21 protein-coding genes are annotated in these 21,244 nt (G+C 67.9%); 9 read left to right on the top strand and 12 right to left on the bottom strand.

All coding sequences use genetic code 11. The features are described 5' to 3' along the window. Window position 1: 1 nt before the first annotated feature. From M9917_RS02280 to M9917_RS02255, 6 genes are read right to left on the bottom strand one after another with little or no spacing between them, the layout of a single operon-like run. Complete coding sequence (locus tag M9917_RS02280) at window positions 2–883, bottom strand: isocitrate lyase/PEP mutase family protein (protein WP_297250680.1); 882 nt, start codon at window positions 881–883, stop codon at window positions 2–4. Next, window positions 849–1,916: a threonine aldolase family protein gene (locus M9917_RS02275; RefSeq protein ID WP_297250679.1), complete on the bottom strand. Its 1,068-nt coding sequence runs from the start codon at window positions 1,914–1,916 to the stop codon at window positions 849–851. Before M9917_RS02275 ends, M9917_RS02280 begins: the two co-directional genes overlap by 35 nt. 45 nt (window positions 1,917–1,961) lie before the next feature. Then, window positions 1,962–2,636: an RraA family protein gene (locus tag M9917_RS02270; RefSeq protein WP_297250678.1), complete on the bottom strand. Its 675-nt coding sequence runs from the start codon at window positions 2,634–2,636 to the stop codon at window positions 1,962–1,964. Between the two features lie 42 nt (window positions 2,637–2,678). Continuing rightward, a complete protein-coding gene (locus M9917_RS02265) occupies window positions 2,679–4,424 on the bottom strand; it encodes a hydantoinase B/oxoprolinase family protein (RefSeq protein WP_297250677.1) in 1,746 nt (581 codons plus the stop codon). Between the two features lie 2 nt (window positions 4,425–4,426). Further along, window positions 4,427–6,544 carry a hydantoinase/oxoprolinase family protein gene (locus tag M9917_RS02260; protein ID WP_297250676.1) on the bottom strand — a complete coding sequence of 706 codons (2,118 nt, stop codon included), beginning with the start codon at window positions 6,542–6,544 and terminating at the stop codon, window positions 4,427–4,429. Between the two features lie 32 nt (window positions 6,545–6,576). Next, window positions 6,577–7,179 carry a RidA family protein gene (locus M9917_RS02255; RefSeq protein WP_297250675.1) on the bottom strand — a complete coding sequence of 201 codons (603 nt, stop codon included), beginning with the start codon at window positions 7,177–7,179 and terminating at the stop codon, window positions 6,577–6,579. A gap of 150 nt (window positions 7,180–7,329) precedes the next feature. Between M9917_RS02255 and M9917_RS02250 the strand changes: the two genes are divergently transcribed. The 7 genes from M9917_RS02250 to M9917_RS02220 all read left to right on the top strand — a co-directional run bounded on the left by M9917_RS02250 (window position 7,330) and on the right by M9917_RS02220 (window position 13,318). Then, window positions 7,330–8,154 carry a transporter substrate-binding domain-containing protein gene (locus M9917_RS02250; RefSeq protein WP_297250674.1) on the top strand — a complete coding sequence of 275 codons (825 nt, stop codon included), beginning with the start codon at window positions 7,330–7,332 and terminating at the stop codon, window positions 8,152–8,154. A gap of 102 nt (window positions 8,155–8,256) precedes the next feature. Further along, window positions 8,257–8,925: an amino acid ABC transporter permease gene (locus M9917_RS02245; protein WP_297250673.1), complete on the top strand. Its 669-nt coding sequence runs from the start codon at window positions 8,257–8,259 to the stop codon at window positions 8,923–8,925. Between the two features lies 1 nt (window position 8,926). Next, a complete protein-coding gene (locus tag M9917_RS02240) occupies window positions 8,927–9,619 on the top strand; it encodes an amino acid ABC transporter permease (protein WP_297254671.1) in 693 nt (230 codons plus the stop codon). 149 nt (window positions 9,620–9,768) lie between these two features. Further along, window positions 9,769–10,188: an SxtJ family membrane protein gene (locus M9917_RS02235; protein ID WP_297250672.1), complete on the top strand. Its 420-nt coding sequence runs from the start codon at window positions 9,769–9,771 to the stop codon at window positions 10,186–10,188. A gap of 18 nt (window positions 10,189–10,206) precedes the next feature. Then, window positions 10,207–10,356 (top strand): DUF5989 family protein, encoded by a 150-nt coding sequence (locus tag M9917_RS02230; protein WP_176168560.1) that lies wholly within the window; start codon window positions 10,207–10,209, stop codon window positions 10,354–10,356. An 8-nt stretch (window positions 10,357–10,364) separates the two neighbouring features. Further along, window positions 10,365–12,197, top strand: a complete 1,833-nt coding sequence (locus tag M9917_RS02225; protein WP_297250671.1) for a carbamoyltransferase family protein — start codon at window positions 10,365–10,367, stop codon at window positions 12,195–12,197. A gap of 5 nt (window positions 12,198–12,202) precedes the next feature. Next, the gene (locus tag M9917_RS02220) at window positions 12,203–13,318 is read left to right on the top strand and encodes an SGNH/GDSL hydrolase family protein (RefSeq protein ID WP_297250670.1); all 1,116 of its coding nucleotides are present in this window, start codon (window positions 12,203–12,205) and stop codon (window positions 13,316–13,318) included. 121 nt (window positions 13,319–13,439) lie between these two features. On the opposite strand, the gene M9917_RS02215 is transcribed toward M9917_RS02220, so the two are convergent. Genes M9917_RS02215 through M9917_RS02190 form a run of 6 tightly spaced genes read right to left on the bottom strand, consistent with a single transcriptional unit; the run spans window position 13,440 to window position 18,980 of the window. Continuing rightward, window positions 13,440–14,744 carry a TRAP transporter large permease gene (locus M9917_RS02215; protein ID WP_297250669.1) on the bottom strand — a complete coding sequence of 435 codons (1,305 nt, stop codon included), beginning with the start codon at window positions 14,742–14,744 and terminating at the stop codon, window positions 13,440–13,442. Further along, on the bottom strand, window positions 14,741–15,304 hold the full coding sequence (locus M9917_RS02210; protein WP_297250668.1) for a TRAP transporter small permease: 564 nt from the start codon (window positions 15,302–15,304) through the stop codon (window positions 14,741–14,743). The genes M9917_RS02215 and M9917_RS02210 overlap by 4 nt, the downstream gene beginning before the upstream one ends. Beyond that, window positions 15,291–15,659 (bottom strand): AtuA-related protein, encoded by a 369-nt coding sequence (locus M9917_RS02205; RefSeq protein ID WP_297250667.1) that lies wholly within the window; start codon window positions 15,657–15,659, stop codon window positions 15,291–15,293. Before M9917_RS02205 ends, M9917_RS02210 begins: the two co-directional genes overlap by 14 nt. Beyond that, the gene (locus tag M9917_RS02200; RefSeq protein ID WP_297250666.1) at window positions 15,656–16,996 is read right to left on the bottom strand and encodes an acyclic terpene utilization AtuA family protein; all 1,341 of its coding nucleotides are present in this window, start codon (window positions 16,994–16,996) and stop codon (window positions 15,656–15,658) included. The genes M9917_RS02205 and M9917_RS02200 overlap by 4 nt, the downstream gene beginning before the upstream one ends. 40 nt (window positions 16,997–17,036) lie before the next feature. Next, window positions 17,037–17,951, bottom strand: coding sequence for an SMP-30/gluconolactonase/LRE family protein (locus tag M9917_RS02195; protein ID WP_297250665.1), 915 nt, complete (start codon window positions 17,949–17,951; stop codon window positions 17,037–17,039). A gap of 33 nt (window positions 17,952–17,984) precedes the next feature. Further along, window positions 17,985–18,980 carry a TRAP transporter substrate-binding protein gene (locus M9917_RS02190; protein WP_297250664.1) on the bottom strand — a complete coding sequence of 332 codons (996 nt, stop codon included), beginning with the start codon at window positions 18,978–18,980 and terminating at the stop codon, window positions 17,985–17,987. Window positions 18,981–19,129: 149 nt separating this feature from the next. On the opposite strand from M9917_RS02190, the gene M9917_RS02185 reads away from it, so the two are divergent. Next, on the top strand, window positions 19,130–19,825 hold the full coding sequence (locus M9917_RS02185) for a GntR family transcriptional regulator (protein WP_297250663.1): 696 nt from the start codon (window positions 19,130–19,132) through the stop codon (window positions 19,823–19,825). A gap of 40 nt (window positions 19,826–19,865) precedes the next feature. Then, window positions 19,866–20,978 carry an Ldh family oxidoreductase gene (locus M9917_RS02180; RefSeq protein WP_297250662.1) on the top strand — a complete coding sequence of 371 codons (1,113 nt, stop codon included), beginning with the start codon at window positions 19,866–19,868 and terminating at the stop codon, window positions 20,976–20,978. Window positions 20,979–21,244 lie beyond the last annotated feature (266 nt).

Genomic DNA, 21,244 nt, shown 5'->3' with positions numbered 1-21,244 from the left:
TTCAGATAAAATAGGTTCGCTCGGCCGCCCTGGCCCGGTCCTGCCCGACGATGCGGTCCCGCTCCGCAAAGGGGAGCATGGGCTCGAACCCTTCGGTCGAGCCGGCCGCGGCGAGATGGGCGAGGAGGGCGCGCATGGCGTGGATCGCGGCGAGCTGCATGTCGGCTGGATGGGTGAGCAGCTTGTAGCCCAGCGCCGCGAGCTCGGCTGCGCTCGGCAGATCGCCGAGGCCCTTGTTCAGGCTGATCAGCATCGGATGCCTGACCTGCCGCGCGACATCCTCGATCTCGGCGCGGCTGCGCAGATGCTCGACATAGACAAGATCGGCCCCTGCCTCGGCATAGGCCCGGGCCCGCTCGATCGCGCCCGTGAGGCCGAGGCAGTCGCTCGCATCGGTGCGCGCGATGATCAGCAGGCCGGGATCGCGGCGCGCGGCCAGGGCCGCCGCGATGCGCCGGCGCATGGCCTCGATGCCGAGCAGGTTATCGCGATCCGGACCGGCAAGGCGCGGCGACTGGCTGTCCTGCAGATGCAGCGCGCAGGCTCCGGCCCGTTCCAGGGCGCGAACCGTGCGGCCGATATTGAGGATGCCGCCGAAGCCGGAATCGGCGTCGACGATCACGGGCAGGCCGCTCGCCTCGGCGATATCGGTCACCCGCGAACAGAGGCCCTCGAGCGAGGTCAGGCCGAGATCGGGCAGGCCGCGGCTGCGATTGATCGCGCCGCCCGTCGCGTAGACGGCCTGAAAGCCGGCCTCCGCGACGAGCCGGGCCATCAGCCCGTCGGCAACGCCGGGCGCGACGATGATCCCCGGTTCCGCCAGCAGGCTTCGCAGGCTGCGGCGTCCTTCAGGCGTTGCGCGGCTCCCGCTCGAATTCGTCACAGATGACCTCCGCTATGATCGCCGCCGCGCGCCGGCAGGCAGCCTCGTCGACGTCGAGATGGGTCACGAGGCGCAGCTGCCGTCCGCCGAAATGCGAGACCAACACCCCCCTCTCGGCCAGCCTTGCGACCATCGCCGGCAGGCGTGCGGGGTTGCCGGCATAGTCCAGCATGACGATGTTCGTCTGCACGCGCGCGAGCTCAAGCCGGATACCCGCAGAGCCGGACAGGCTTTCAGCGATCAGCCGGGCGGTTTCATGGTCCTGCGCCAGCCGCGCGACGTGATGGTCGAGCGCGTAAAGCCCCGCCGCCGCCAGGATTCCGGCCTGGCGCCAGCCGCCGCCGAACATCCTGCGCAGGCGCCGCGCCTGGCTGATCTCGTGCCGGCTGCCCGCGAGCAGCGAGCCGATGGGACAGCCCAGCCCCTTCGACAGGCTGACCGAGACGAGATCGAAAGGCCCGGCGAGCTCCGAAAGCGCAAGCCCTGTCGCGACATGGGTGTTGAACAGCCGCGCCCCGTCGAGCACGGCGCGGATGCCGAGCTGCGCCCCGACACGGCAGGCCGCGACGACATCGTCCTGCGGGAGGATCGTGCCGCCGGCGCGGTTATGGGTGTTCTCGATCCAGAGCGCCGTCGTCGGCGGATAGACCGCATGGCCGAGCGGCTTGAAGGCGGCGCGAATGTCGTCCTCGCAGAATTCCCCGCGATCCCCGATCTCGACGATCCGCACGCCGGAATGAGCCGCCGCGCCGCCCAGCTCGTGCCAGACGACATGGGCCCCGCGCTGGGCGATGGCCTCGTCGCCCGGACGGGTGAGGACCCTGAGCGCGATCTGGTTGGCCATCGTTCCCGAGGGCAGGAAGATCGCGGTTTCCTTGCCGAGCAGCGCGGCCATGCGCTGCTGCAAGGCATCGACCGTCGGGTCGTCGCCATACTGGTCGTCGCCGACCGGCGCCTGCGCCATCGCGGCGCGCATCGCGGGAGAGGGCCGCGAGACGGTGTCCGATCTCAGGTCGATGTGGTCGTCTCTCATGGCAGGCTGGTTCCGGCGCGACGAGATCGTCGCGCGTGCTCTGGCTCAGTCGTGGTAGCGCAGCGGCAGCTCGGCTGTGATCGAGGCCATCGCCTCGGGCTTCGGACCGCCGGAGGCGATCGCATCGAACATCGCGGTCTCCTTGGCGGTGATCGCGGCAAGGTTCGCGCAGACCTGGTCGAGATGGCGCCGCGGCACGCAGACGACGCCGTCGCGGTCGCCCACCAGCACGTCGCCGGCCTCGATCACCACGCCGCCGAGGCTGACCGGGAAGCCGATCTCGCCGGGGCCGGTCTTGTAGCAGGAATTGGCGGTGGCGCCGGCCGCGAAGACCGGGATGCCGACCCGGGCGATCCCGGCCGTGTCGCGCACCAGGCCGTCGGTGACGATCGCCACCGCGCCCTGGTTGCGGGCCATGCCGACGATTTTCTCGCCGATGACCGCCGCCTGCTCGAAGGCGCCCGTCGCGATGGTGAGCACATCGCCCGGACGCAGGATCTGCAGCGCCGCATGCACGGCCAGATTGTCCCAGGGCTGGCAGCGCACCGTCAGCGCCCGGCCGACGAAGCCGCTATCCGCCCCCACCGGCTTGATCTTGTGGGCGAGCGAGCCGCGCCGGCCCTGGGCATCGACGACGAAGCCGGTCGAGGCGTTTCGCAGCACGGCAAGCTGCTCGTCGGGGCAGCGCTCGAAATGGCGACGGACGTCGACGACTTGCATGGGCCCGGTTCCTTCGTGCAGCGATGCTTCGGCCGCGTGGCTTCAGGCGGCCGCCTCGCGCGGGGAGACTTTGCTGCGGCGCTCGCGTGTTGCCGCCTCGTCCAGCTCGAGCGTGCCGGGCCTGACGACGACACCGTATTCCCGCTCGCAATAGGCGGCCGTCAGCTTGCCCTGCCGGATGTCCTCGATGACCTCCCCGGCATCGCGCTCGCATGGCGAGCCGTAACCGCCTCCGCCACCCGTGACGTGGCGATAGACGTCACCGGCGTGGATTTGCCGGGTGATCTTCGAGGGCATGACCTCCTCGCTGCCTGTGTCCGGGTTGAGGACGTTGAGCGACATCGTGCCGTCCTTGCCGCCGTCCAGCCCCCAGGGCATGAACTTGCGCCGGTCGGAGCGGACCTGCAGGATCGCCTCGCCGCGCAGGAGCTTGACGTCGCGCACGATCGACAGGCCGCCGCGGGATTTTCCGGCCCCGCCCGTATCGGGCACGAAACCGTAGCGCTCGAAGCGCAGCGGATAGGACGCCTCGATGATCTCCATCGGGATGTTGGTGCAGTTCGACGGAATCATCGGCATGGCGTCGCCGTCGCCGCGATACTGCGAGCCGCCCCAGGCCCCGAAGATCATGTCGCAGTGGACGAACGGGCCTTGTTGCGGATCGTAGCCGCCGATCGTGACGAAGGTGTTCCCGCCTTCGGCCGCGGCCATCATCTTGTGCGGAACGGCCTGGGCCAGCGCGCCCATCACCACATCCGCCTGCCGGAAACCGGTCAGGCCACGCGCGGCGCAGGCGCCGGGATGCCTGACGTTGAGGATGGTGCCCTCGGGCGCGATCACCTTGATCGGCCGGAAGAAGCCGCCATTGTTCGGCAGATCGGCCTCGAAGACGCAGCGCAGCGCCAGATAGGTATTGGCCTTGGTGAAGGGCAGGGTGGCGTTGAGCGCGCCCTTCACCTGCGGCGCCGAGCCGGTGTAATCGGCGATGACCTCGCCATCCTTGATGGTCAGGGCGACCTTGAGCAGGATCGGCTCGTCGCCGATCCCGTCGTCGTCGATCCAGTCCTCGAAATGATAGGTACCCTCCGGCAGGGCCCTGATCTCGGCGCGGGTCAGCCGCTCGGTGTAGTCGATGTAGTCCGCGAGCAGCTGCGGCAGGCGGTCCGCGCCATAGCGCTCCACCAGCTTCAGGAACTCGCGCTCGCCGTAATGGCAGGCCGCGATCGTGGCGCGCAGGTCGCCCAGCACCATGTCGGGGACGCGGACATTGGCCGCCAGGATGTCGAGCACGGCCTGGTTCGGCTTGCCCTTCTCGTAGAGCTTCAGGACCGGGAAGCGGATGCCTTCCTGATAGATTTCGGTCGAATCGCTGGCATTGCTCCCGGGCACCCGGCCGCCGACATCGGTATGGTGGGCGATCGAGCAGGCGAAGCAGACCAGCTTGCCGGCCTTGTCGAACACCGGCTTGAACACGAAGATGTCCTGCAGGTGCATCGCCCCGTTATAGGGGTCGTTCTGGATGACGATGTCGCCGGGATGGAAATCCTCGCCGAAATGCGCGAGCACGGCCTTCAGCGCGTCGGGAATGCTGCCGAGATGGGCCGGGATGGTCAGGCCCTGGGCCAGCATCTCGCCGCTCGCGTCGCAAAGCGCCGTCGAGAAATCGGCGCCGTCCTTGATGATCGTCGAATGGCCCGTGCGCAGGATCGTCAGCGCCATCTCGTCGGCGATGGAGGTCAGCGCGTTCTTGAGGATTTCGATCTGGATCGCGTTGAAGCTCTGGGCCATGGTCAGGCTCCCCCGGTCTTGCGGTTGAGGATGATGTTGCCCCATGCGTCGACCTGGCCCTCGAAATCCGGCGGCACGACGGTCGTGGCGTCGTAGCCCTCGATGACGAAGGGGCCGCGGCGCGGCTCTCGCTGCAGCGCGTCCCGCGAGACGATCGGCGTTTCCATCCAGCCGAAATCGGGGCCGAAATAGGCCTGGCGCGACGGCTGGCTGACCGCCGAGGCGGCATCGGCCCTGGCCGCCGCCTGGAACCAGTCCCGGGCATCGGTCGCGTCGGCCTTGATCACGACGCGCATCGCCTCGATGTCGATCGCCTCGCCCGGCGCCTCGAAGCCGTAGGTCTTCTGGTACTCGCTCTTGAAGCTGCGGCGGATGCGCTCGATGTCGGCCGGGCCGGCGAGGTCGCCGTCGACCTCGATCGTCAGGCTGTAGACCTGGCCGCGATAGCGCAGGTCGAGGCTGCGCGCGATCGTGAACGCGGCGATCGGATGCTCCGGGTCGCTGGCGCTGTCGCGCGCCTGGTCCTCCAGGGCCTTGAAGCGCCGGTCGAGCTCGTCCGCCGGCAGGCTCGCCAGTGCCTGGCGCACGCTCTGGCTGTAGTGCCGCTCGATATCGGCGAGCAGCAGGCCGAAGGCGCTGAACAGGCCGGGGCAGGGCGGGATGATGACCTGGTCGATATCCATCTCGCGCGCGACATGGGCGGCATGGACCGGCCCGCTGCCTCCGAAGGCGCAGAGGCTGAACTCGCTCGGGTCCCGGCCGCGCTCGACCGTGACCGAGCGCAGGGCGCGGATCATGTTCGCGTTGGCGATGGTGTGGATGCCGAAGGCCGTCTCGTCGACGCCCTGGCCGATCCGGCTGGAGACGCGCTCGCCGATCGCCTCGCGGGCGAGACCGGCGTCGATCGTCAGCGAGCCGCCGGCGATGCCGACCGGGCTGATATAGCCGAGCGTGACGTTCGCGTCGGTGACGGTGGGCTGGGCATTGCCCTTCTGGTAGCAGACCGGACCCGGCACCGCGCCGGCGCTGGAGGGCCCGACCTGGATGCCGCCGACCTTGTCGATGCTGACCAGCGAGCCGCCGCCTGCCCCCACCTCGGCGATGTCGATCGACGGCGCCCGCACGACATAGCCGCCGCCGCGGTTGAGCCGCGAGCCGGCCGAGACGCCGCCGCCCACCTCGTATTCGGTGGCCTGCTGGATCGCCGCGTTCTCGATCAGGGAGGCCTTGGCGGTCGTGCCGCCCATGTCGAAGCAGATCATGTTGGCGTAGCCGCAGTTCTGCGCGATCTCGCGGCAGGCGATCACCCCGGCCGCCGGGCCGGATTCGATGATGCGCACGGGGCTTTCGCCCGCCGCCCGGCTGGTCATCAGGCCGCCATTGGACTGCATGATCAGCAAGGGCGCGCCGACGCCGCTCGCGTTCAGCGTCCCCCGCAGGCTCTCGAGATAGCTCTTGACGCGCGGCTGCACGTAGGAATTGACGACGGTCGTGCTGGTGCGCTCGTATTCCTGGATCTCGGGCAGGATCTCCGTCGAGACCGAGATCGGAATCTGCGGAAACAGCTCGCGCAGGAGGAGCGCGGCCTCTCGTTCATGGGCCGGGTTGGCGTAGGAGTTCAGGAAGGCGATCGAGATCGCCTCGACGCCCGCCTCGACGAGCTGGCGCCCGACCGCGGCGAGTTCCGCGGTGTCGAGCGGCACGAGGACCGAGCCGTCGGCCGCGATCCGCTCCGTGACCTCGAGGCGGTGGTCGCGGCGCGCCAGCACCGGAGGCTTCTGCCAGTCGAGGCGATAGAGCTGCGGCATTCTCAGGCGCCGCAGCTCCAGGATGTCCCGGAACCCCTTCGTCGCGATCAGTCCGCAGACGGCCCCGGTCTGCTCGAGGATGGTGTTGGTGGCGACCGTCGTGCCATGGACGATCTGAGAGACCGCGGCGGGCTCGTAGGCGCCATCGGCCAGGGCTCCGTCCAGGGCGTTCACGATGCCCTGAGCGTAGTTCCCGGTCGTCGAAGGCACCTTCTTGCGGATGACGCCGCCATCCTCGTCGATCAGGACGAGATCGGTGAACGTGCCGCCGATATCCGCTCCGACGCGGGTCTTCTTCAGGATCTGATGCATGGTCTGTCTCGAACCCCTCGCGGCCGGCCGGATCAGGCCTGATCGACGGCAGCGGTGACGATGACCTCGAAGAGCATCCCCTCAAGTCCGAAGAAGGGCACCATGAGAACGGCTCTGGCGGGAGGATCCTTCGGGAAATATTTGAGGAAAGCCGCGTTCAGCGCGGGGAAATGCTCGCGGCTTTCGAGGAAGCACTCGACCCGCAGGACATTCTCCATGCTGGAGCCCGCGGCCTCCAGGATGGCCTTGACGTTCTGCATGGTCTGCTCGACCTGGAATTCGATCGTATCGCCGATGACCTTCGCGGTCTTCGGGTCCCGGCTCGATACGCCGGCCATGTAGACGATGCCGTTGCAGACGGTCGCCTGCGAAAGTTGAGCGATAGGTTTTGGCGCGCGATCGGTGGCAATAACCTTCCGCATAAGGACCTCCAAGGAGTTTTCACGGGAATTTGGCCATTCGAGCCAACACCATTGGAGCGGGGAGGGCAAATCCAATGGGTGGATCATTGCGATCACGAAACACGATCGCCCGATCGACCCGCCGAAGCGGGCCGGCACTTGCGGAATGTTATCGGCGCAATAGCGATCGATGATCGCTCGGATCGGAAATCCATATTTCCTAGCAGCGGGCATCAAACCTAGACTGCCGCGTCAGCAAAAGAACGGGCGGGAATCGGAAGACTTCTAATACAAAAAATGCATCGCTTTGGACGATCCGACGCACGCACGAACCGCGAAACGAGCGGCACTCCGCCGTCCGTTCGATAACGAGGGGAACTCACCATGTCGGCTATCTTAAGGATCAGCGCAGCCATTACGAAGTTTTCACGCGCGGCAACGGCATTCCTGGTCTTTGCTCTTCTCACGACGGCGGCCGGTGTCGCTTCGGCGCAGACGATCGCGGAGCTTCAGGCCCGCAAGAAGATCGTCATCGGCGTGCTGGTCGATTTCCCGCCATTCGGGATCATGAACACCGAAGGCAAGCCCGACGGCCTGGATATCGAGCTCGCCAAGCTGATGGCCAAGAACCTCGGTGTCGAAGCCGAGATCATGCCCGTCGTCAACGCCAACCGGATTCCCTTCCTGCAGTCGAAGCGCATCGACGTTCTGGTCGCGAGCCTCGGCGTCACCTCCGAGCGGGCGCGCCAGGTCATGTTCACGATTCCCTATGCCGCCGTCGATGTCGTCATCGCCGCCCCCAAGAAGGTCCAGCTCTCGAAGATCGAGGATCTGATGAATGTCAGCGTCGCCGTGGCGCGCGGCAGCTCGCAGGAGGGCTATGTCTCGTCCATCGCCCCGAAGGGCGCCAAGATCCAGCGCTTCGATGGCGACGGGCCGGCGACCCAGGCCATGCTGACCGGCCAGGTCGACGCGCTGGCGCAGAACACGCTGATGCTCAAGTCGATCAAGGACGTTAATCCGGGCCTCGATATCGAGAACAAGATCGTGCTGCGGCGCCAGGGCAACTCGATCGCCGTGCGGCTCGACGCCTTCGAGCTGCATCAGTGGATCAACACGTTTCTCTACCAGATCAGGATGACCGGGGAGCTCGACGCGCTTCACAAGAAGTGGCTCGGCGAGACGCTCGGCGAACTCGGCGCCTTCTGATCGTCCGACGGGGGCCGGCTCGGTGGACCGGCCCCCGCTTTCGGGCGACGATGCGTGACGCCGGGCCGTCTTGGCCCGGCATCGGACGGAAGATGGGTCGAGATGTTCTCGTTGGATATCTGGAACTACTGGGAGGAGCTGGCCTGGGGCGTCTACAGCACGTTGATGCTATCGCTTGCGGCGATGCTGCTCGGACTTGTGGTCGCCATCCTGTGCGCCCTCATCAGGACGGCAGGCCACGGCTTGCTCAACCGGATCGTCTCGATCTATGTCGAGGTCATCCGCAACACGCCGTTCCTGGTCCAGATCTTCCTGGTCTATTTCGGTCTGCCCACGCTCGGCATCCGCTTCAGCCCGACCGGCGCCGCGCTGCTGGCTCTCGTTCTCAATGTCGGGGCCTATTGCACCGAGATCGTGCGGGCGGGAATCGAGAGCATTCACAAGGGCCAGATCGAGGCCGGAAAATCGCTGGGCCTCTCCAATCTGAAGATCTTCTTCCTGATCATCATTCCGCCCGCGATCCAGAACATCTACCCGGCGCTGACGGGCCAGTTCATTCTCTCGATGCTGAGCACCAGCGTCCTCTCGGCGATCTCGGCCGAGGAGCTCACCAGCATCGCCGGGGACATCCAGTCCCGGAATTTCCGCACGACCGAGGTCTATATCACCGTCCTCATCCTGTATTACCTGATCACGCTGGTCTGCATGGGGCTGTTTGCGCTTGTCGCCCGCTGGGCCTTCCCGAGCCGCTACGCGAAGGGGATGCGCTGACATGATCCGGGCATTCACCGGCTGGGACGTCGTCTACATCGTTCTTGCGACGCAGTGGACGATCGTGCTTTCGCTGATCGCTTTCGCGGGTGGCGGGACGGTCGGGGCGATCGTCGCCTTCGCGCGCACGTCGCGCAGCACGGCCGCCCGCTGGATCGCCGCGTTCTACATCAGCTTCTTCCAGGGCACGCCGCTATTGCTGCAGCTCTTCGTGGCGTTCTTCATCCCGAGCTCCGTCGGCATCCAGATCGCCCCTCTCGCTGCGGCGGCGATCGGCCTGTCGCTGAACGCCGGCGCGTTTCTCGGAGAGATATGGCGCGGCGCGATCGAGGCCGTGCCGAAGGGGCAGTGGGAAGCCGCGTCCGCTCTCGGGTTGCGGCGCGGCCGTGCGCTGCGCCTGGTCATCGTCCCCCAGGCTCTGCGCATGGCGATCCCGCCGACGGTCGGCTTTCTGGTTCAGCTGATCAAGGCCACCTCGCTTGCCGCGATCATCGGCTTTACCGAGCTGACGCGCTCCGGCCAGATCCTGATCAACTCGACGTTCAGGCCGTTTCTGATCTTCTCCATCATCGCGGTGATTTACTTCCTGCTGTGCTGGCCTCTGTCCCGGGCGGCGGCCTGGCTCGAGCAGAGGAACGAGCGCGGCACCGACAGGCTGCAACGCCTGGAGCGTTCCGCGCATCTGGCCGCCTGAACGCGGGCGCACGGCCTTTTGTTTCGGTATCGGATCTTCGCAGAACCGGGATTCCACTTTTCCGCCCGATGCTCTAAAGAGCGCCGGCTGCCCGTATCGATGCGGGCGGCCGGCGAACGAAATCCGAAGGGCCACGAGCGGAGCCGGCGATGTCCGATTTTCAGCGGCGCGGGCCGGAAGAAACCGTCAACAAGTCCAGCGAACGGCAGTTCGGGCTGGTCATGGCCGGCTTCTTCGCCCTGCTTGCGTTCCTCGCGCTCTGGCGCGGCCATGGCGGGCTCGCGCTCGGCTGGAGCGGCGCGGCCCTGGCCTTCGCCGGCATGGCGCTCCTGGTGCCGGCGCTGCTGAAGCCGCTGAACGCTCTCTGGTTCCGCTTCGGCCTCGTGCTGCACAAGGTCATGACCCCGCTGATCATGGGCGCCATGTTCTTCCTCGTCTTCACGTCGATCGGGCTGATGATGCGCCTCTTCGGCAAGCGTCCGATCGCGCCGGGCTTCGACCGGGCCGCGCAGAGCTACTGGATCGCGCGCGATCCCGCCGGGCCCGGCCCGATGACCAAGCAGTATTGAGAGCAGGAGCCGAGCCCCGTGTCCTTCCTCCGCGAGATCACCGAGTTCCTGCTCGCCCGCAAGAAATACTGGCTCATCCCGATCGTGGTGATGATGGTGGTGATGGGCGGGCTCGTCGTGCTCACCAAGGGCTCGGCCGTCGCGCCCTTCATCTACACGCTGTTCTGACGGGCACGATGCGCATCCTCGGCATCTCGGCCTATTATCACGACTCCGCGGCGGCGCTGGTCGTCGACGGCGTGCCGGTCGCGGCCGCGCAGGAGGAGCGCTTCACCCGCATCAAGCACGATGCCGGCTTCCCCGTGCAGGCGATCGGCTCCTGCCTGGCGCAAGCGGGCGTGAGGCTGTCGCAACTCGACGCGGTGGTGTTCTACGAGAAGCCCTTCGTCAAGTTCGAGCGGCTGCTCGAGACCTATCTGTCGGTCGCGCCGCGCGGCTTCCGGCAGTTCCTCACGGCGATGCCGCTCTGGCTGCGCGAGAAGCTGTTCCAGAAGAGCCTGCTGAGCGACGAGCTGAAGGCACTCGATGCCGATTTCGATCCGGCGAAGCTCCTGTTCAGCGAGCACCATCTCAGCCATGCCGCCAGCGCCTTCTACCCGTCGCCCTTCGAGCGGGCGCTGGTGCTGACGCTCGACGGCGTCGGCGAATGGCCGACGAGCTCGGTCGCGCTCGGCAACGGCGCCGCGCTCGACATCGTCAAGGAGCTGCACTTCCCGCATTCGCTCGGGCTGATCTACTCGGCCTTCACCCACTACACCGGCTTCAAGGTCAATTCCGGCGAGTACAAGCTGATGGGGCTCGCCCCCTATGGCCGGCCGGTGCATGCGCAGACCATCCTCGACCATCTCGTCGACCTGAAGCCGGACGGCAGCTTCCGGCTCGACCAGCGCTATTTCGACTATATGGCCGGGTTCACCATGACCAATGCCCGTTTCGAGGCGCTGTTCGGCGAGAAGGCGCGGGCGGGCGAGGCGCAGCTGACGCCGTTCCACATGGACATCGCCGCCTCGATCCAGGCCGTCACCGAGGAGATCGTGCTCAGGATGACGCGCGCGCTCGCGGCCGAGACCGGGGAGCGCAATCTTTGCCTCGCCGGCGGCGTCGCGCTGAACTGCGTCGCCAACGGCAAGATCCTGCGCGATGGCCGCTTCGACGAAATCTGGGTGCAGCCGGCCTCTGGCGATGCCGGCGGGGCGCTGGGGGCGGCGCTCGCCGCCTGCCATCGTGAATTTGCGCAGCCCCGGACCGTCGCCGCGGGGCTCGACGGCATGGCGGGCGCCTATCTCGGGCCGGCCTTCGCAGCAGACGAGATCGCCACGCGCCTCAGCGCCGCCGGCGCCGTCTTCGAGGAGCACGACGAGGCCGGCATGCTGGCGCAGACGGTCGAGGGGCTCGTCGCCGGCAAGGCGGTCGGCTGGTTCCAGGGCCGGATGGAGTTCGGCCCGCGCGCGCTCGGCGGCCGCTCGATCCTCGGCGATCCGCGCAGCCCGAGCATGCAGAAGACCCTCAATCTCAGGGTGAAGTTCCGCGAATCCTTCCGCCCCTTCGCACCCGCAGTGCTGGCGGAGGATGTCGGCGACTGGTTCGAGCACGAGGGCGTTTCGCCCTATATGCTGATGGTCGCCGAGGTCAGGCGCGAGCGCCGGCGCGCCATGACGGCGCAGGAGGAGGCGCTGTTCGGCATCGACAAGCTCAACGTCGCCCGTTCCGAGATCCCCGCCGTGACCCATGTCGACTATTCGGCGCGGCTCCAGACCGTGCATGCCGAGACCAATCCGCGCTTCCATGCGCTCATCAGCGGCTTCAAGGCGGCGACGGGTTGCCCTGTCCTGGTCAACACCAGCTTCAACGTCCGTGGCGAGCCGATCGTCTGCACGCCGGAGGACGCCTTCCGCTGCTTCATGGGCTCGGATATCGAGATGCTGGTGGTCGGCACCTGCGTCCTGCGCAAGGAGCGGCAGGATCCGGCGCTGGCGCTCGACTACACGTCGCGCTTCGAGCTGGATTGACGGCGATGACCGCTCGTCCCCGCTCGCGCCTGCGCGGCCTCCTCGTCAATCTCTCGGTGATGGCGGCAAGCGTCGTCCTCTTCCTCGCCTTCTGCGAATTCGTGGTCTTCCGCTTCGTGCTGCCGGGCTCGGACGTGCCGCGCAACGCCTTCGTCAACGAGCTGGTGCGCTATGCGCCGGGCCAGAGCGGGCACTGGCGGGTGCGCGACGACATCGATGCGCCGTTCTCGATCAATGGCGAGGGCTGGAATTCGCCGCTGCCGGCCTATCCGCGCGAGCGCAGGCCCGGCGTGCGCCGCATCGCCTTCGTCGGCGACAGCTTCGTCGAGGCGCTGCAGGTCCCCTTCGACCGCAGCTTCGCCGAAATCGCCGCCGGGGTGCTGGGCTCGGCCGGCCCGGTCGAAACCTACCGCTACGGCATCGCCGGCGCGCCGATGAGCCAATATGTCCAGATGGTCGAGCGGGAGGTCGTCGCGGCGCGGCCGGACACGATCGTGGTCATGCTGGTCCACAACGACTTCGACGAGAGCTTCGTCTTCAAGCCGGGCCGCTATACGTCGAGCTTCCGCAAGCTCGTCGTCGAGAACGGCAAGGTCACCGGCGAGCTGCCGCCGACGCCCTGGCATCCGGGGGCGGTCGAGTTCCTGCGGCGGACGGCGACGGCCGGCTTCTTCCTCTATCGCTGGCAGGTGCGCCCGCAGGCGCTCGTCGAGGCGATCCTGGCTCCCGCCCGCGCCGCGGAGGGCGGCTATGCGGCCAATGTCGAGATCGGCGCGGTGCTCGCCCGCGAGGCCGATATCCGGGCGGCGACCGACCATGTCGTCGCCCGCCTCAAGGCGCTGGCGCAATCGGCCGGGGCCGACCTGCAACTGGTGATGGACGGCGACCGCGAGGCGATCGAGGCCGGCCGCGACGGCAGCCCGGCGCTCAGGCTGAACGCCATCGCCGCCGAAGCCGCCGCCAGGCACGGCGTGCCCTTCCTCGACCTGCACCCGGTCTTCGCGGCTGAATGGGCCGCGCAGCACAAGCCCTTCGCCTTCGCCTCGGACGCCCACTGGAACGCCTATGGCCATGCGGTCGCCGGCCGGGCGGTCGCGGCGGCGCTGGCGGCGCGGCCCTGAGGCGCGGTCAGCACCGGGACGATGAGCATCAGCACGACGGCCTGCGACGAGGCGTAGCCGCGTTGCCCGAAACCGAAGGCGTTCGGGAGCCAGCCACGCCTGAAGCGTCGTAGCGGTACCTTCAGCCGCGCATCGCCATCGGCAGCCAGGTCGCCAGCTCCGGCATGAAGAACAGGATGAAGCAGAGCAGGCTCAGCATCAGCGCATAGGGCAGGGATGCCCAGGCGATCGTCGCGAGGTCGACGTTCTTCGCCACCGACTGGACCGCGAAGAGATTGAGGCCGATCGGCGGCGAAAGCTGCGCCAGCTCGGCCTGGATCACCAGGATGACGCCGAACCAGATATCGTCGAAGCCCATCGCCCTGAGCGTGGGATAGAGCACCGGCACGGTCAGCAGCATCATCGAGATTCCGTCCAGCATCGCGCCGAGCGCGAGGTAGAGGAAGAAGATCACGACGAAGAAGACGAAGGGCGACAACCCGCTGCCGGCCAGATACTCGGAGACGCCGTGGCCGATGCCGGCCTGGACGATGGCGAAGCCGAGGATCTGGCCGTTGATCACGATGACCGACATGACGCAGGTCACGGCGATCGTGTTGACCATCGCCGTCCACAGATCCTTGCGCGTCAGCTCGCGATAGGCGAGCCCGAGCAGCAGGGCGAGCAGGCAGCCGAAGCCGGCGGCTTCCGTCGGCGTCACGATGCCCCAGTACATCCCGCAGATGATCGCCAGCATCAGCGCCGTCACCGGCGCGACCTGCAGCACGGCGTTGCCGACCTCGGCCCAGGAATAGCTCGGCTGCCGGGCCGGCACGAGGCTGGGGTTGAGCAGCACGCGCAAGAAGACGTAGAGCATGAACATCACGACGGCGATCAGGCCCGGGATGATCGTTGCGACGAAGAGATCGATCGGCGACTGCTGCACCACCGTGGCGTAGACCAGAAGGAAGATGCTCGGCGGGATCAGGTTGCCGAGCGCGCCGCCGCCCGTCAGGGTTCCGAGCGTGATCTTGTCGCTATAGCCGCGCTGGCGCATCTCCGGCAGGGCGACCGTGCCGATGGTCAGCGCGGTCGCGGTCGAGGAGCCGCTGATCGCCGAGAACAGAGCGCAGGCCATGATGTTGGACTGGGCGAGGCCGCCCGGAATGCGGTTCAACAGCACGGCGAGGCCGCGATAGAAGCGCTTGGCCGCGCCGCTGCGCAGGATGATCTCGCCCATCAGGACGAAAAGCGGGATCGCCACCAGGGTGAAGGAATTGGCGGTGTTCCAGACCACGTCGGCGAGGCTCGGCCAGAGCTGCGTGCCGCTGAGCAGCGTCACGCCGACGATGCCGACGAAGCCCATGGCCGCGGCGATCGGCACGCCGATGACCATCAGCACCGTCAGCAGCGCCGTGTAGACGAGGAGCGAGATCTGCCAGCTCATCCGATTTCTCCGACGCCATAGGTCTCTTCGTCGTCTTCCGCCCGGCGCGGCTTGAGCCCGAGGCATCGCCGAACGAGCTCCTCGAGATAGGCGAGCGCGAGCAGCCCGTAGCCGAGCGGCATGGCAAGCTGCGGATAGATCAGCGGCGTCGCGGAGGGCTGCGCCGAACGCGCCCCGAAGCTGTAGGACAGCCAGACCATGTTGACGGTGCTGATCAGGCAGATGACGCAGACCGCCAGGCCGATCAGGGCGCCGAAGACGCCGACCCGGTTCGCCGCGCGCGGCGGCAGCCGGCTGATGACCGCCGTCATGGTCAGGTAGCGGTCCGAGCGCAGCAGGTGCACCCCTCCCAGCAGCGCGATCCAGGCATAGAGGTAGCCGCCATATTCATCGGCGATCAGCGTCGAGTAGCCGAAGAAATAGCGGCCGAAGACCTCGACGTTGATCAGCACGACCAGCGCGATCAGGAACATGACCGAGGCGAACATGGCGACGCTCTCGGCCGCGAAGAGCCAGCGGCCGATCCGGTCGGTCCAGGGGTGATCGTCAGGCTTCGCCATGGCCGGCCTCCGCTGCTGCCGGGTGATCGGGGGGAATCGCGACGGGCATGGCGAGCAGCAGGGAGCTGCGCGACTTGCCATGGGTGTCGAGCGCCAGGCTGTCGTTGACGCCGCCCTGCAGCGCGCTCTCCAGGACGAAGTTGAAGGCGTGCAGCCGCGGCAGGTCGTAGCGCGTGACCTTGCCCGTCACGAGCCTGCCGAAATGCCGCGCCACCGCCTCGGCCGTCGCCTGCCGGGCGAGCAGCGCGTAATCCTCGCGCCGATAGGGGATCAGCGAGAGCGTCTGCGAGTCGCCCTTGTCGCCGGCACGGCTGTGCGCGAGCCGGAAGAGCGGGATTCGGACCGGGGCACTCATGCGACGAAGCTCCAGATCGGCCGCACCTGCGCGCGCGGCAGGAAGGCGGTGTAGGTCCGGATCGTCGGACGCGTCGCGAAGCGCACGCCGCCGCCGCCGGCCGGCCCGTTGACGTAGAGCGACTCGACCTCGGTGACGATCGCCTCCGCCTGGCGGGTGGTGGCGACCCGGGCGGCGACCCGCAGCCTGAGGTCCTCGTAGCGGCCCTCGCCGGGCAGGGACCACAGGCTGTCGATGCCGATCGCATCGAAGCGGATCGGCGCGTTGCCGAGCCCGGGCAGGCGGGCGATACGCCTGCGCACCGTCTCCGCCGCCAGACGCAGCCGCGCCTCGGCGTTGATGCCGCCATAGGAGATCTCCGCCTCCACCAGGACGCCGCTGTCCACCCCGATCAGGGTCTTGAGCGTGTCCGGCGGCTGGCGGCCCCGCGCCCCGGTCAGCCGCACGACGTCCTGGCCGATCTCCTCGATCTCGACCTCGCTCAGATCGAGCACGACGTCCGGCGTCAGATAGGCCGAGGGGTCGTGGACCTCGTAGAGCAGCTGCTCGGTGATGGTGTGCCGGTCGACGCGCCCGCCCGAGCCTTCCGGCTTGGACAGGGTGATCGTGCCGGACGCATCGACCTCGGCGATCGGAAAGCCCAGCCGATCCAGGTCGGGGACATCCTTCAGCCCGGGCTCGGCGAAATAGCCGCCGGTCGCCTGTCCGCCGCATTCGAGCAGGTGGCCGGTCATGACGCCGGCCGCGAGACGGTCGAGATCCTCCGCCGCCCAGCCGTGATGCGCCAGCAAGGGGCCGAGCGCCAGCGCCGAGTCGGTGACGCGCCCGGTCAGGATCACGTCGGCGCCGGCCGCATAGGCGGCGGCGATCGCATCGGCGCCGAGATAGGCGTTGCTGGCCAGCGCCGGCATGCCGAGGGCGGAGAGCGGCGCGCCGGTCTCGGTCAGGACGGGGTCGCGCGAGCGGACGAGGCCGGCGACATCGTCGCCGGTCACGGCCGCGACCTTGAGGTTAAGCCCCGCCGCCGTCACGATCTCCAGGGCCATCCGGGCCGCGCCGAGGGGATCGGCGCCGCCGCCGTTGCTGACGAGCCTGACGCCGTGACGGGCGCAGGCCGGCAGCAGGATCTCCAGCCGGTCGCGCAGCCGCGGCCAGTAGCCGGGCCCTCCGGCGTTCTTCGCGACGTGCAGCAGCGCCAGCGTGCGCTCGGCCAGGGTCTCCAGGATGAGCACGTCGATGCCGCCGCGCTCGACCAGCTCGAGCGCGGCGTCCAGCCGGTCGTTGAAGAAGGCCGAGCCGCCGCCGAGGCGCAGCGTGGCTGATCGCGTCTTGCCCATATCCGTTCCAGCTATCCGTCGCCGCGGGCGGGAGCGCCGCTCAGCGATGCGAGAACATCGTCAGGCCGGCTTCGGGGGCCGGCGCGGCGAGGATCGTCGCGCTCTCCGATTCGGTGATGTAGAGCGTGCGCCGGTCCGGCCCGCCGAAGGCGAGGTTGGTGGTGTGGTAGCCGTTCGGCGCATCGATCCGCAGGCGCGGCTCGCCGCGCGGCGTGAACAGCCAGACGGCGCCCAGCCCGACATGCGCCACCGCCAGCCCGCCCTTCTCGTCGATGGCGAGGCCGTCCGGCCCGCTGCCGCCCGACATCTGGATGAAGATCCCGACCTTGGCGGCGCCGCCGTCGCGCAGCATCGGCACGCGCAGCACGGCGTTCTGCCGGGTCGCGGCGACGAAGACGATCTCCTCGGAGGGGTCGAGCACCACGCCGTTGGGGCTGGCGATCGTGTCGACCAGGCAGTCGAGCCGGCCATCGGCGCGCAGCCGGAACAGGCGCCCGGTCGGGTCCTGCAGCCCGGTCAGGCCCTGGTCGGTGAAGTACATGTCGCCGTTGCTGGCGAAGACGAGATCGTTCGGCGCCTTGAGATGCTCGAGCCGGTAGCGCTCCAGGAAGGGCTCGACCTTGCGGGTATCGGGATCGATCACGACGATGCCGCGCTTGAAGTCGGTGACGAAGAACCGGCCGTCGCGATGGACCTTCAGGCCGTTCGGCCAGCCGTCATATTCGACGAACAGGCTGAAGTTCCCCTTCGGATCGACCCGGAAGATCCGGCCGAAGGGAATGTCGACGCAGTAGAGATTGCCGTCGCGGTCGAAGGAAGGCCCTTCGAGCACCGAATGCGTCGGCACATGGCCCGGATGCTCGTCGATGAACTGCGAGCGGCGGCCCTTCATGCGCAGGGAGTCGGGAAGGGTCGCGAAGATCGTCGCAGTGGCGGCGGGAGGAGGTGCGAACATCGGCTATCCGGAGTCAGGCGGCCAAGGCGGGCTTCATCTCACGCAGGCGGCGCTCGCCTTGGTCAGCAGGTTCTGGCCGATCGCGCCGGTCTCCTGGGCCCAGCTGTCCCAGAGCGGGCGCGTGATGCTGCGGGCCTTGGCGATGTCCTCCGCCGTCGGCTGGACCAGCGTCTCGCCCTTCTCGACCAGGCGCTTGCGCGCCTCGATCTCGCCGGCCTCGATCACGCTGCGGTACTTGGCGCGCCACTCCTCGGCCTTGTCGAGCACGATCTTGCGGATGTCGTCCGGCAGCTTCTCCAGCGAGGCGGCGTTCACCGCCAGGATCTGGTGCGTCATCTGGAAATCGAGCATGTAGCCGGTCTTGGCGACGTCGAAGAAGCGCCAGTCATAGGCGGGGATCGAGGCGGTGATGGCGCCGTCCGCGATGCGGCGCTCGAGGGCGGTCGTCACCTCGGCGGCGGTGATCGTCACGCCGGTCGCGCCGAACAGCTTCAGCATGTCGGAATGCATGCGCGACCAGATCCGGATCTTGCGGCCCTTCAGCCCCTCGATCCTCTCGATCGGCTGGTTGAGCCAGATCTGCTGCGGCGGCATCGTCCACTGGATCAGCGCATGGATGCCGAACTTGTCCTTCAGCGAGGTGGCGAAGATCGGCCCGGTCGTCTCCAGCGCCTTGAAGAACGAGTCGAAGGTCGTGCAGAGGAACGGCAGGTCGAAGACGTTGTGCCCCGGCAGCTCGCCGACGTTCAGCCCGACCGCGAGGTCGCCGATCTGCACCTGGTTGGTCGCCACCAGCCTCAGCACGTCCGAGAACTTGTAGGGCAGCTCGCCGCCGGCATAGACCGTGACCTTGAGCCTCCCGCCCGTCGCCTTGGTCAGGTCCTCCGCGAAGGAGCGGTGCATGTTGGTCGGAAGGTCGTTCACGCCGAAATAGGTGAAGAACTTCCACTCGTGCTCGGCGGCTGTCGCCTGCTGCGCCCCCGTGAGGAGCCCGATGGCCGCGAGTGCCGCGAAAAGGCGCGTGCGCACTGTCATTTCCTGCCCCATCCGTTCTGGCCGGTCTCGGATGCCGGCGCTTGCTTTGTTGGATGCAGCTTATATACAAATGATATGTTATCAAGTGTCTTCTATAGACGGCGTCTGGCGCCGAACGGCGCGGCGACTGGATGATGGAGGCCATGAAAGACGTAACTTCATTCTCGGCGAGGTCGCCGTCCCCGGGCCGTCCCCGCGCCAAGGCCGATGATCTGAGCCTCGCCGAAGAAGCTTATGCCCTGCTCACCGACGAGATCGTCGGTCTCGCGATCCCGCCCGGATCGTTGGTCTCGGAATGGATGCTGAGCGAGAAGCTCGGCATCGGCCGCACGCCGATCCGCGAGGCGCTGAAGCTCTTGGCGCGCGACTACCTCGTCACCCTGCTGCCGAAGCGCGGCGTGCTCGTCAGCAGCATTGATGCGCACCAGATGATGCATGTCCTCGAGACGCGGCGCTGCCTGGAGCCGACCCGCTACGCGCGCGCCGCACGGCGCGGCACGGCGGCCGACCGCGCCGAGATCGAGCGCCTCGCCGGCCTGCTCGACCACGCGGCGGCGGCCGTCGATTTCCGCGAGCAGGTCCGGATCGACATCCTGTTCGACAATCTCGTCGACCGCTGCGCCGCCAACCCGTTCCTGACCGATACGCTGAAGCCGCTGCACGGCATCGTCCGGCGCTTCTGGAACCAGCATGCCGGCACCGCCGGCTATGACGGCATCATCGGCCGCCATACCGCGCTGGTCCGCGCCGTCGCCTCGGGCGATCCCGACCGGGCGACCGCGGCTTGCGCCGCGATGCTCGACTACAACGAGGTGCTGCTGCGCGCCATGCTCGACTGAGCGAGGACGACGGCAGCAGGAAGATGAGGGAGGTACGCAGTTGAACGAGGCAGGATGCGCATCCGTCGATGCGATCGAACGGCAGATCGCGATCATTCTCGTCGCCTGGGGCATGCCGCGGGATCTGGCCGCCGATGCGGCGAGGGTGATGAGCGCGACCGATCTCTCGGGTATCGACTCCCATGGCCTGCAGGTCATGCCGATGTACGACCAGATGCGGAAGGAAGGGAAGCTGCGTCTCGCCGCCGTGCCGGGCGTCGTCACCGACCGGGCGAGCATGGCGGTGATCGATGCGGGCGGGAGCCTCGGCCACCCCGCCGGGGTCAAGGCCATGCGGCTGGCGATGGAGAAGGCGCGCGGAGCGGGCATCGCCGCCGTCTGCGTGGTCAACTCGCATCACTACGGCGCGGCCGGCTATTACGCGCAGATGGCCGCGGAGGAGGGGCTGATCGGACTGTCGACGACCTCGACGCGCTTCGTCAGCATGGTGCCGACCTTCGGCGGCGCGCCGGTGCTCAGCACCAATCCGCTCGCCTTCGCGGCGCCGGCCGGGCGCAACCCGCCGGTGGTGCTCGACATGGCGACGAGCGTCGTGGCCATCCAGAAGATCAAGGTTTATGCGCGCCGCGGCAAGCCGCTTCCCGAGGGCTGGGTGGTCGACGGCCATGGCCGGCCGGTCACCGATGCCGAGGAGGCGCTGCGCTACATCCTCGAGCGGCCCGAAGGCGGCGTCCTGCCGCTGGGCGGCACCCGGGAGATGGGCGGGCACAAGGGCTATGGGCTGGCGCTGATGGTTCACATCCTGGCGAGCACCCTGGTCGGCGGCTCGTTCTCCCCCGTCCGCAACCGGACGCAGGCGCCGTCCGATCCGGAGAACATCGGGCATTTCTTCATGGCGATCGATCCCGCGGTCTTCCGCCCGCTGGCGGATTTCGGCCGCGACATGGATGAGGTCATCGACACGCTGCACGCGACGCAGCCGGCCGAGCCGGGCCAGCCGGTGCTCGTGCCCGGCGATCCGGAGCGCGAGGCGCGGGCGCAGCGGCGCCTGACCGGCATTCCGGTCGACGCTTCGCTGCGCGCCGAGATCCGCGCGATCGCGGCGGCTGCGGGCGTCGACTATGTGCTCGACACGGTCGGAGGCACGGCCTGACGGGCGACTTCCAGGCAGAGGGCAGCAAGCTCTGCAAGGATGGCCCGGACTTATTTCAGCCGACGGCCTCTCAGGCATCGGAGAGCCGTCGGCGAAGCGCGGGCCGGCGGCGATCCCGTCAGTGGCCCCTCCGAGGAATTGACTACAATAGCATCAATTCCGGCCTCCCAACTCACTTCGATTAAAAAGCAGGCATTTCCCGGGTCGTCATGGTCCGCCTCCTGCTGTGTTTGAGCCTTCGATGGCTCATCCCGCACGCTGAAATC

Source organism: Bosea sp. (in: a-proteobacteria), from assembly GCF_023953965.1.
Taxonomy (GTDB): domain Bacteria; phylum Pseudomonadota; class Alphaproteobacteria; order Rhizobiales; family Beijerinckiaceae; genus Allobosea.
The sequence above is the reverse complement of the archived record's forward strand: the minus strand, read 5'-3'. Positions and strand labels throughout refer to the sequence as shown.

Coding starts and splice junctions, on each gene's coding strand:
- M9917_RS02245 (WP_297250673.1), top strand. CDS start 8,257: ATGTTCTCGTTGGATATCTGGAACTACTGGGAGGAGCTGGCCTGGGGC.
- M9917_RS02255 (WP_297250675.1), bottom strand. CDS start 7,179: ATGCCCGCTGCTAGGAAATATGGATTTCCGATCCGAGCGATCATCGAT.
- M9917_RS02270 (WP_297250678.1), bottom strand. CDS start 2,636: ATGCAAGTCGTCGACGTCCGTCGCCATTTCGAGCGCTGCCCCGACGAG.
- M9917_RS02205 (WP_297250667.1), bottom strand. CDS start 15,659: ATGAGTGCCCCGGTCCGAATCCCGCTCTTCCGGCTCGCGCACAGCCGT.
- M9917_RS02220 (WP_297250670.1), top strand. CDS start 12,203: ATGACCGCTCGTCCCCGCTCGCGCCTGCGCGGCCTCCTCGTCAATCTC.
- M9917_RS02195 (WP_297250665.1), bottom strand. CDS start 17,951: ATGTTCGCACCTCCTCCCGCCGCCACTGCGACGATCTTCGCGACCCTT.
- M9917_RS02265 (WP_297250677.1), bottom strand. CDS start 4,424: ATGGCCCAGAGCTTCAACGCGATCCAGATCGAAATCCTCAAGAACGCG.
- M9917_RS02210 (WP_297250668.1), bottom strand. CDS start 15,304: ATGGCGAAGCCTGACGATCACCCCTGGACCGACCGGATCGGCCGCTGG.
- M9917_RS02240 (WP_297254671.1), top strand. CDS start 8,927: ATGATCCGGGCATTCACCGGCTGGGACGTCGTCTACATCGTTCTTGCG.
- M9917_RS02225 (WP_297250671.1), top strand. CDS start 10,365: ATGCGCATCCTCGGCATCTCGGCCTATTATCACGACTCCGCGGCGGCG.
- M9917_RS02235 (WP_297250672.1), top strand. CDS start 9,769: ATGTCCGATTTTCAGCGGCGCGGGCCGGAAGAAACCGTCAACAAGTCC.
- M9917_RS02215 (WP_297250669.1), bottom strand. CDS start 14,744: ATGAGCTGGCAGATCTCGCTCCTCGTCTACACGGCGCTGCTGACGGTG.
- M9917_RS02185 (WP_297250663.1), top strand. CDS start 19,130: ATGAAAGACGTAACTTCATTCTCGGCGAGGTCGCCGTCCCCGGGCCGT.
- M9917_RS02260 (WP_297250676.1), bottom strand. CDS start 6,544: ATGCATCAGATCCTGAAGAAGACCCGCGTCGGAGCGGATATCGGCGGC.
- M9917_RS02200 (WP_297250666.1), bottom strand. CDS start 16,996: ATGGGCAAGACGCGATCAGCCACGCTGCGCCTCGGCGGCGGCTCGGCC.
- M9917_RS02250 (WP_297250674.1), top strand. CDS start 7,330: ATGTCGGCTATCTTAAGGATCAGCGCAGCCATTACGAAGTTTTCACGC.
- M9917_RS02275 (WP_297250679.1), bottom strand. CDS start 1,916: ATGAGAGACGACCACATCGACCTGAGATCGGACACCGTCTCGCGGCCC.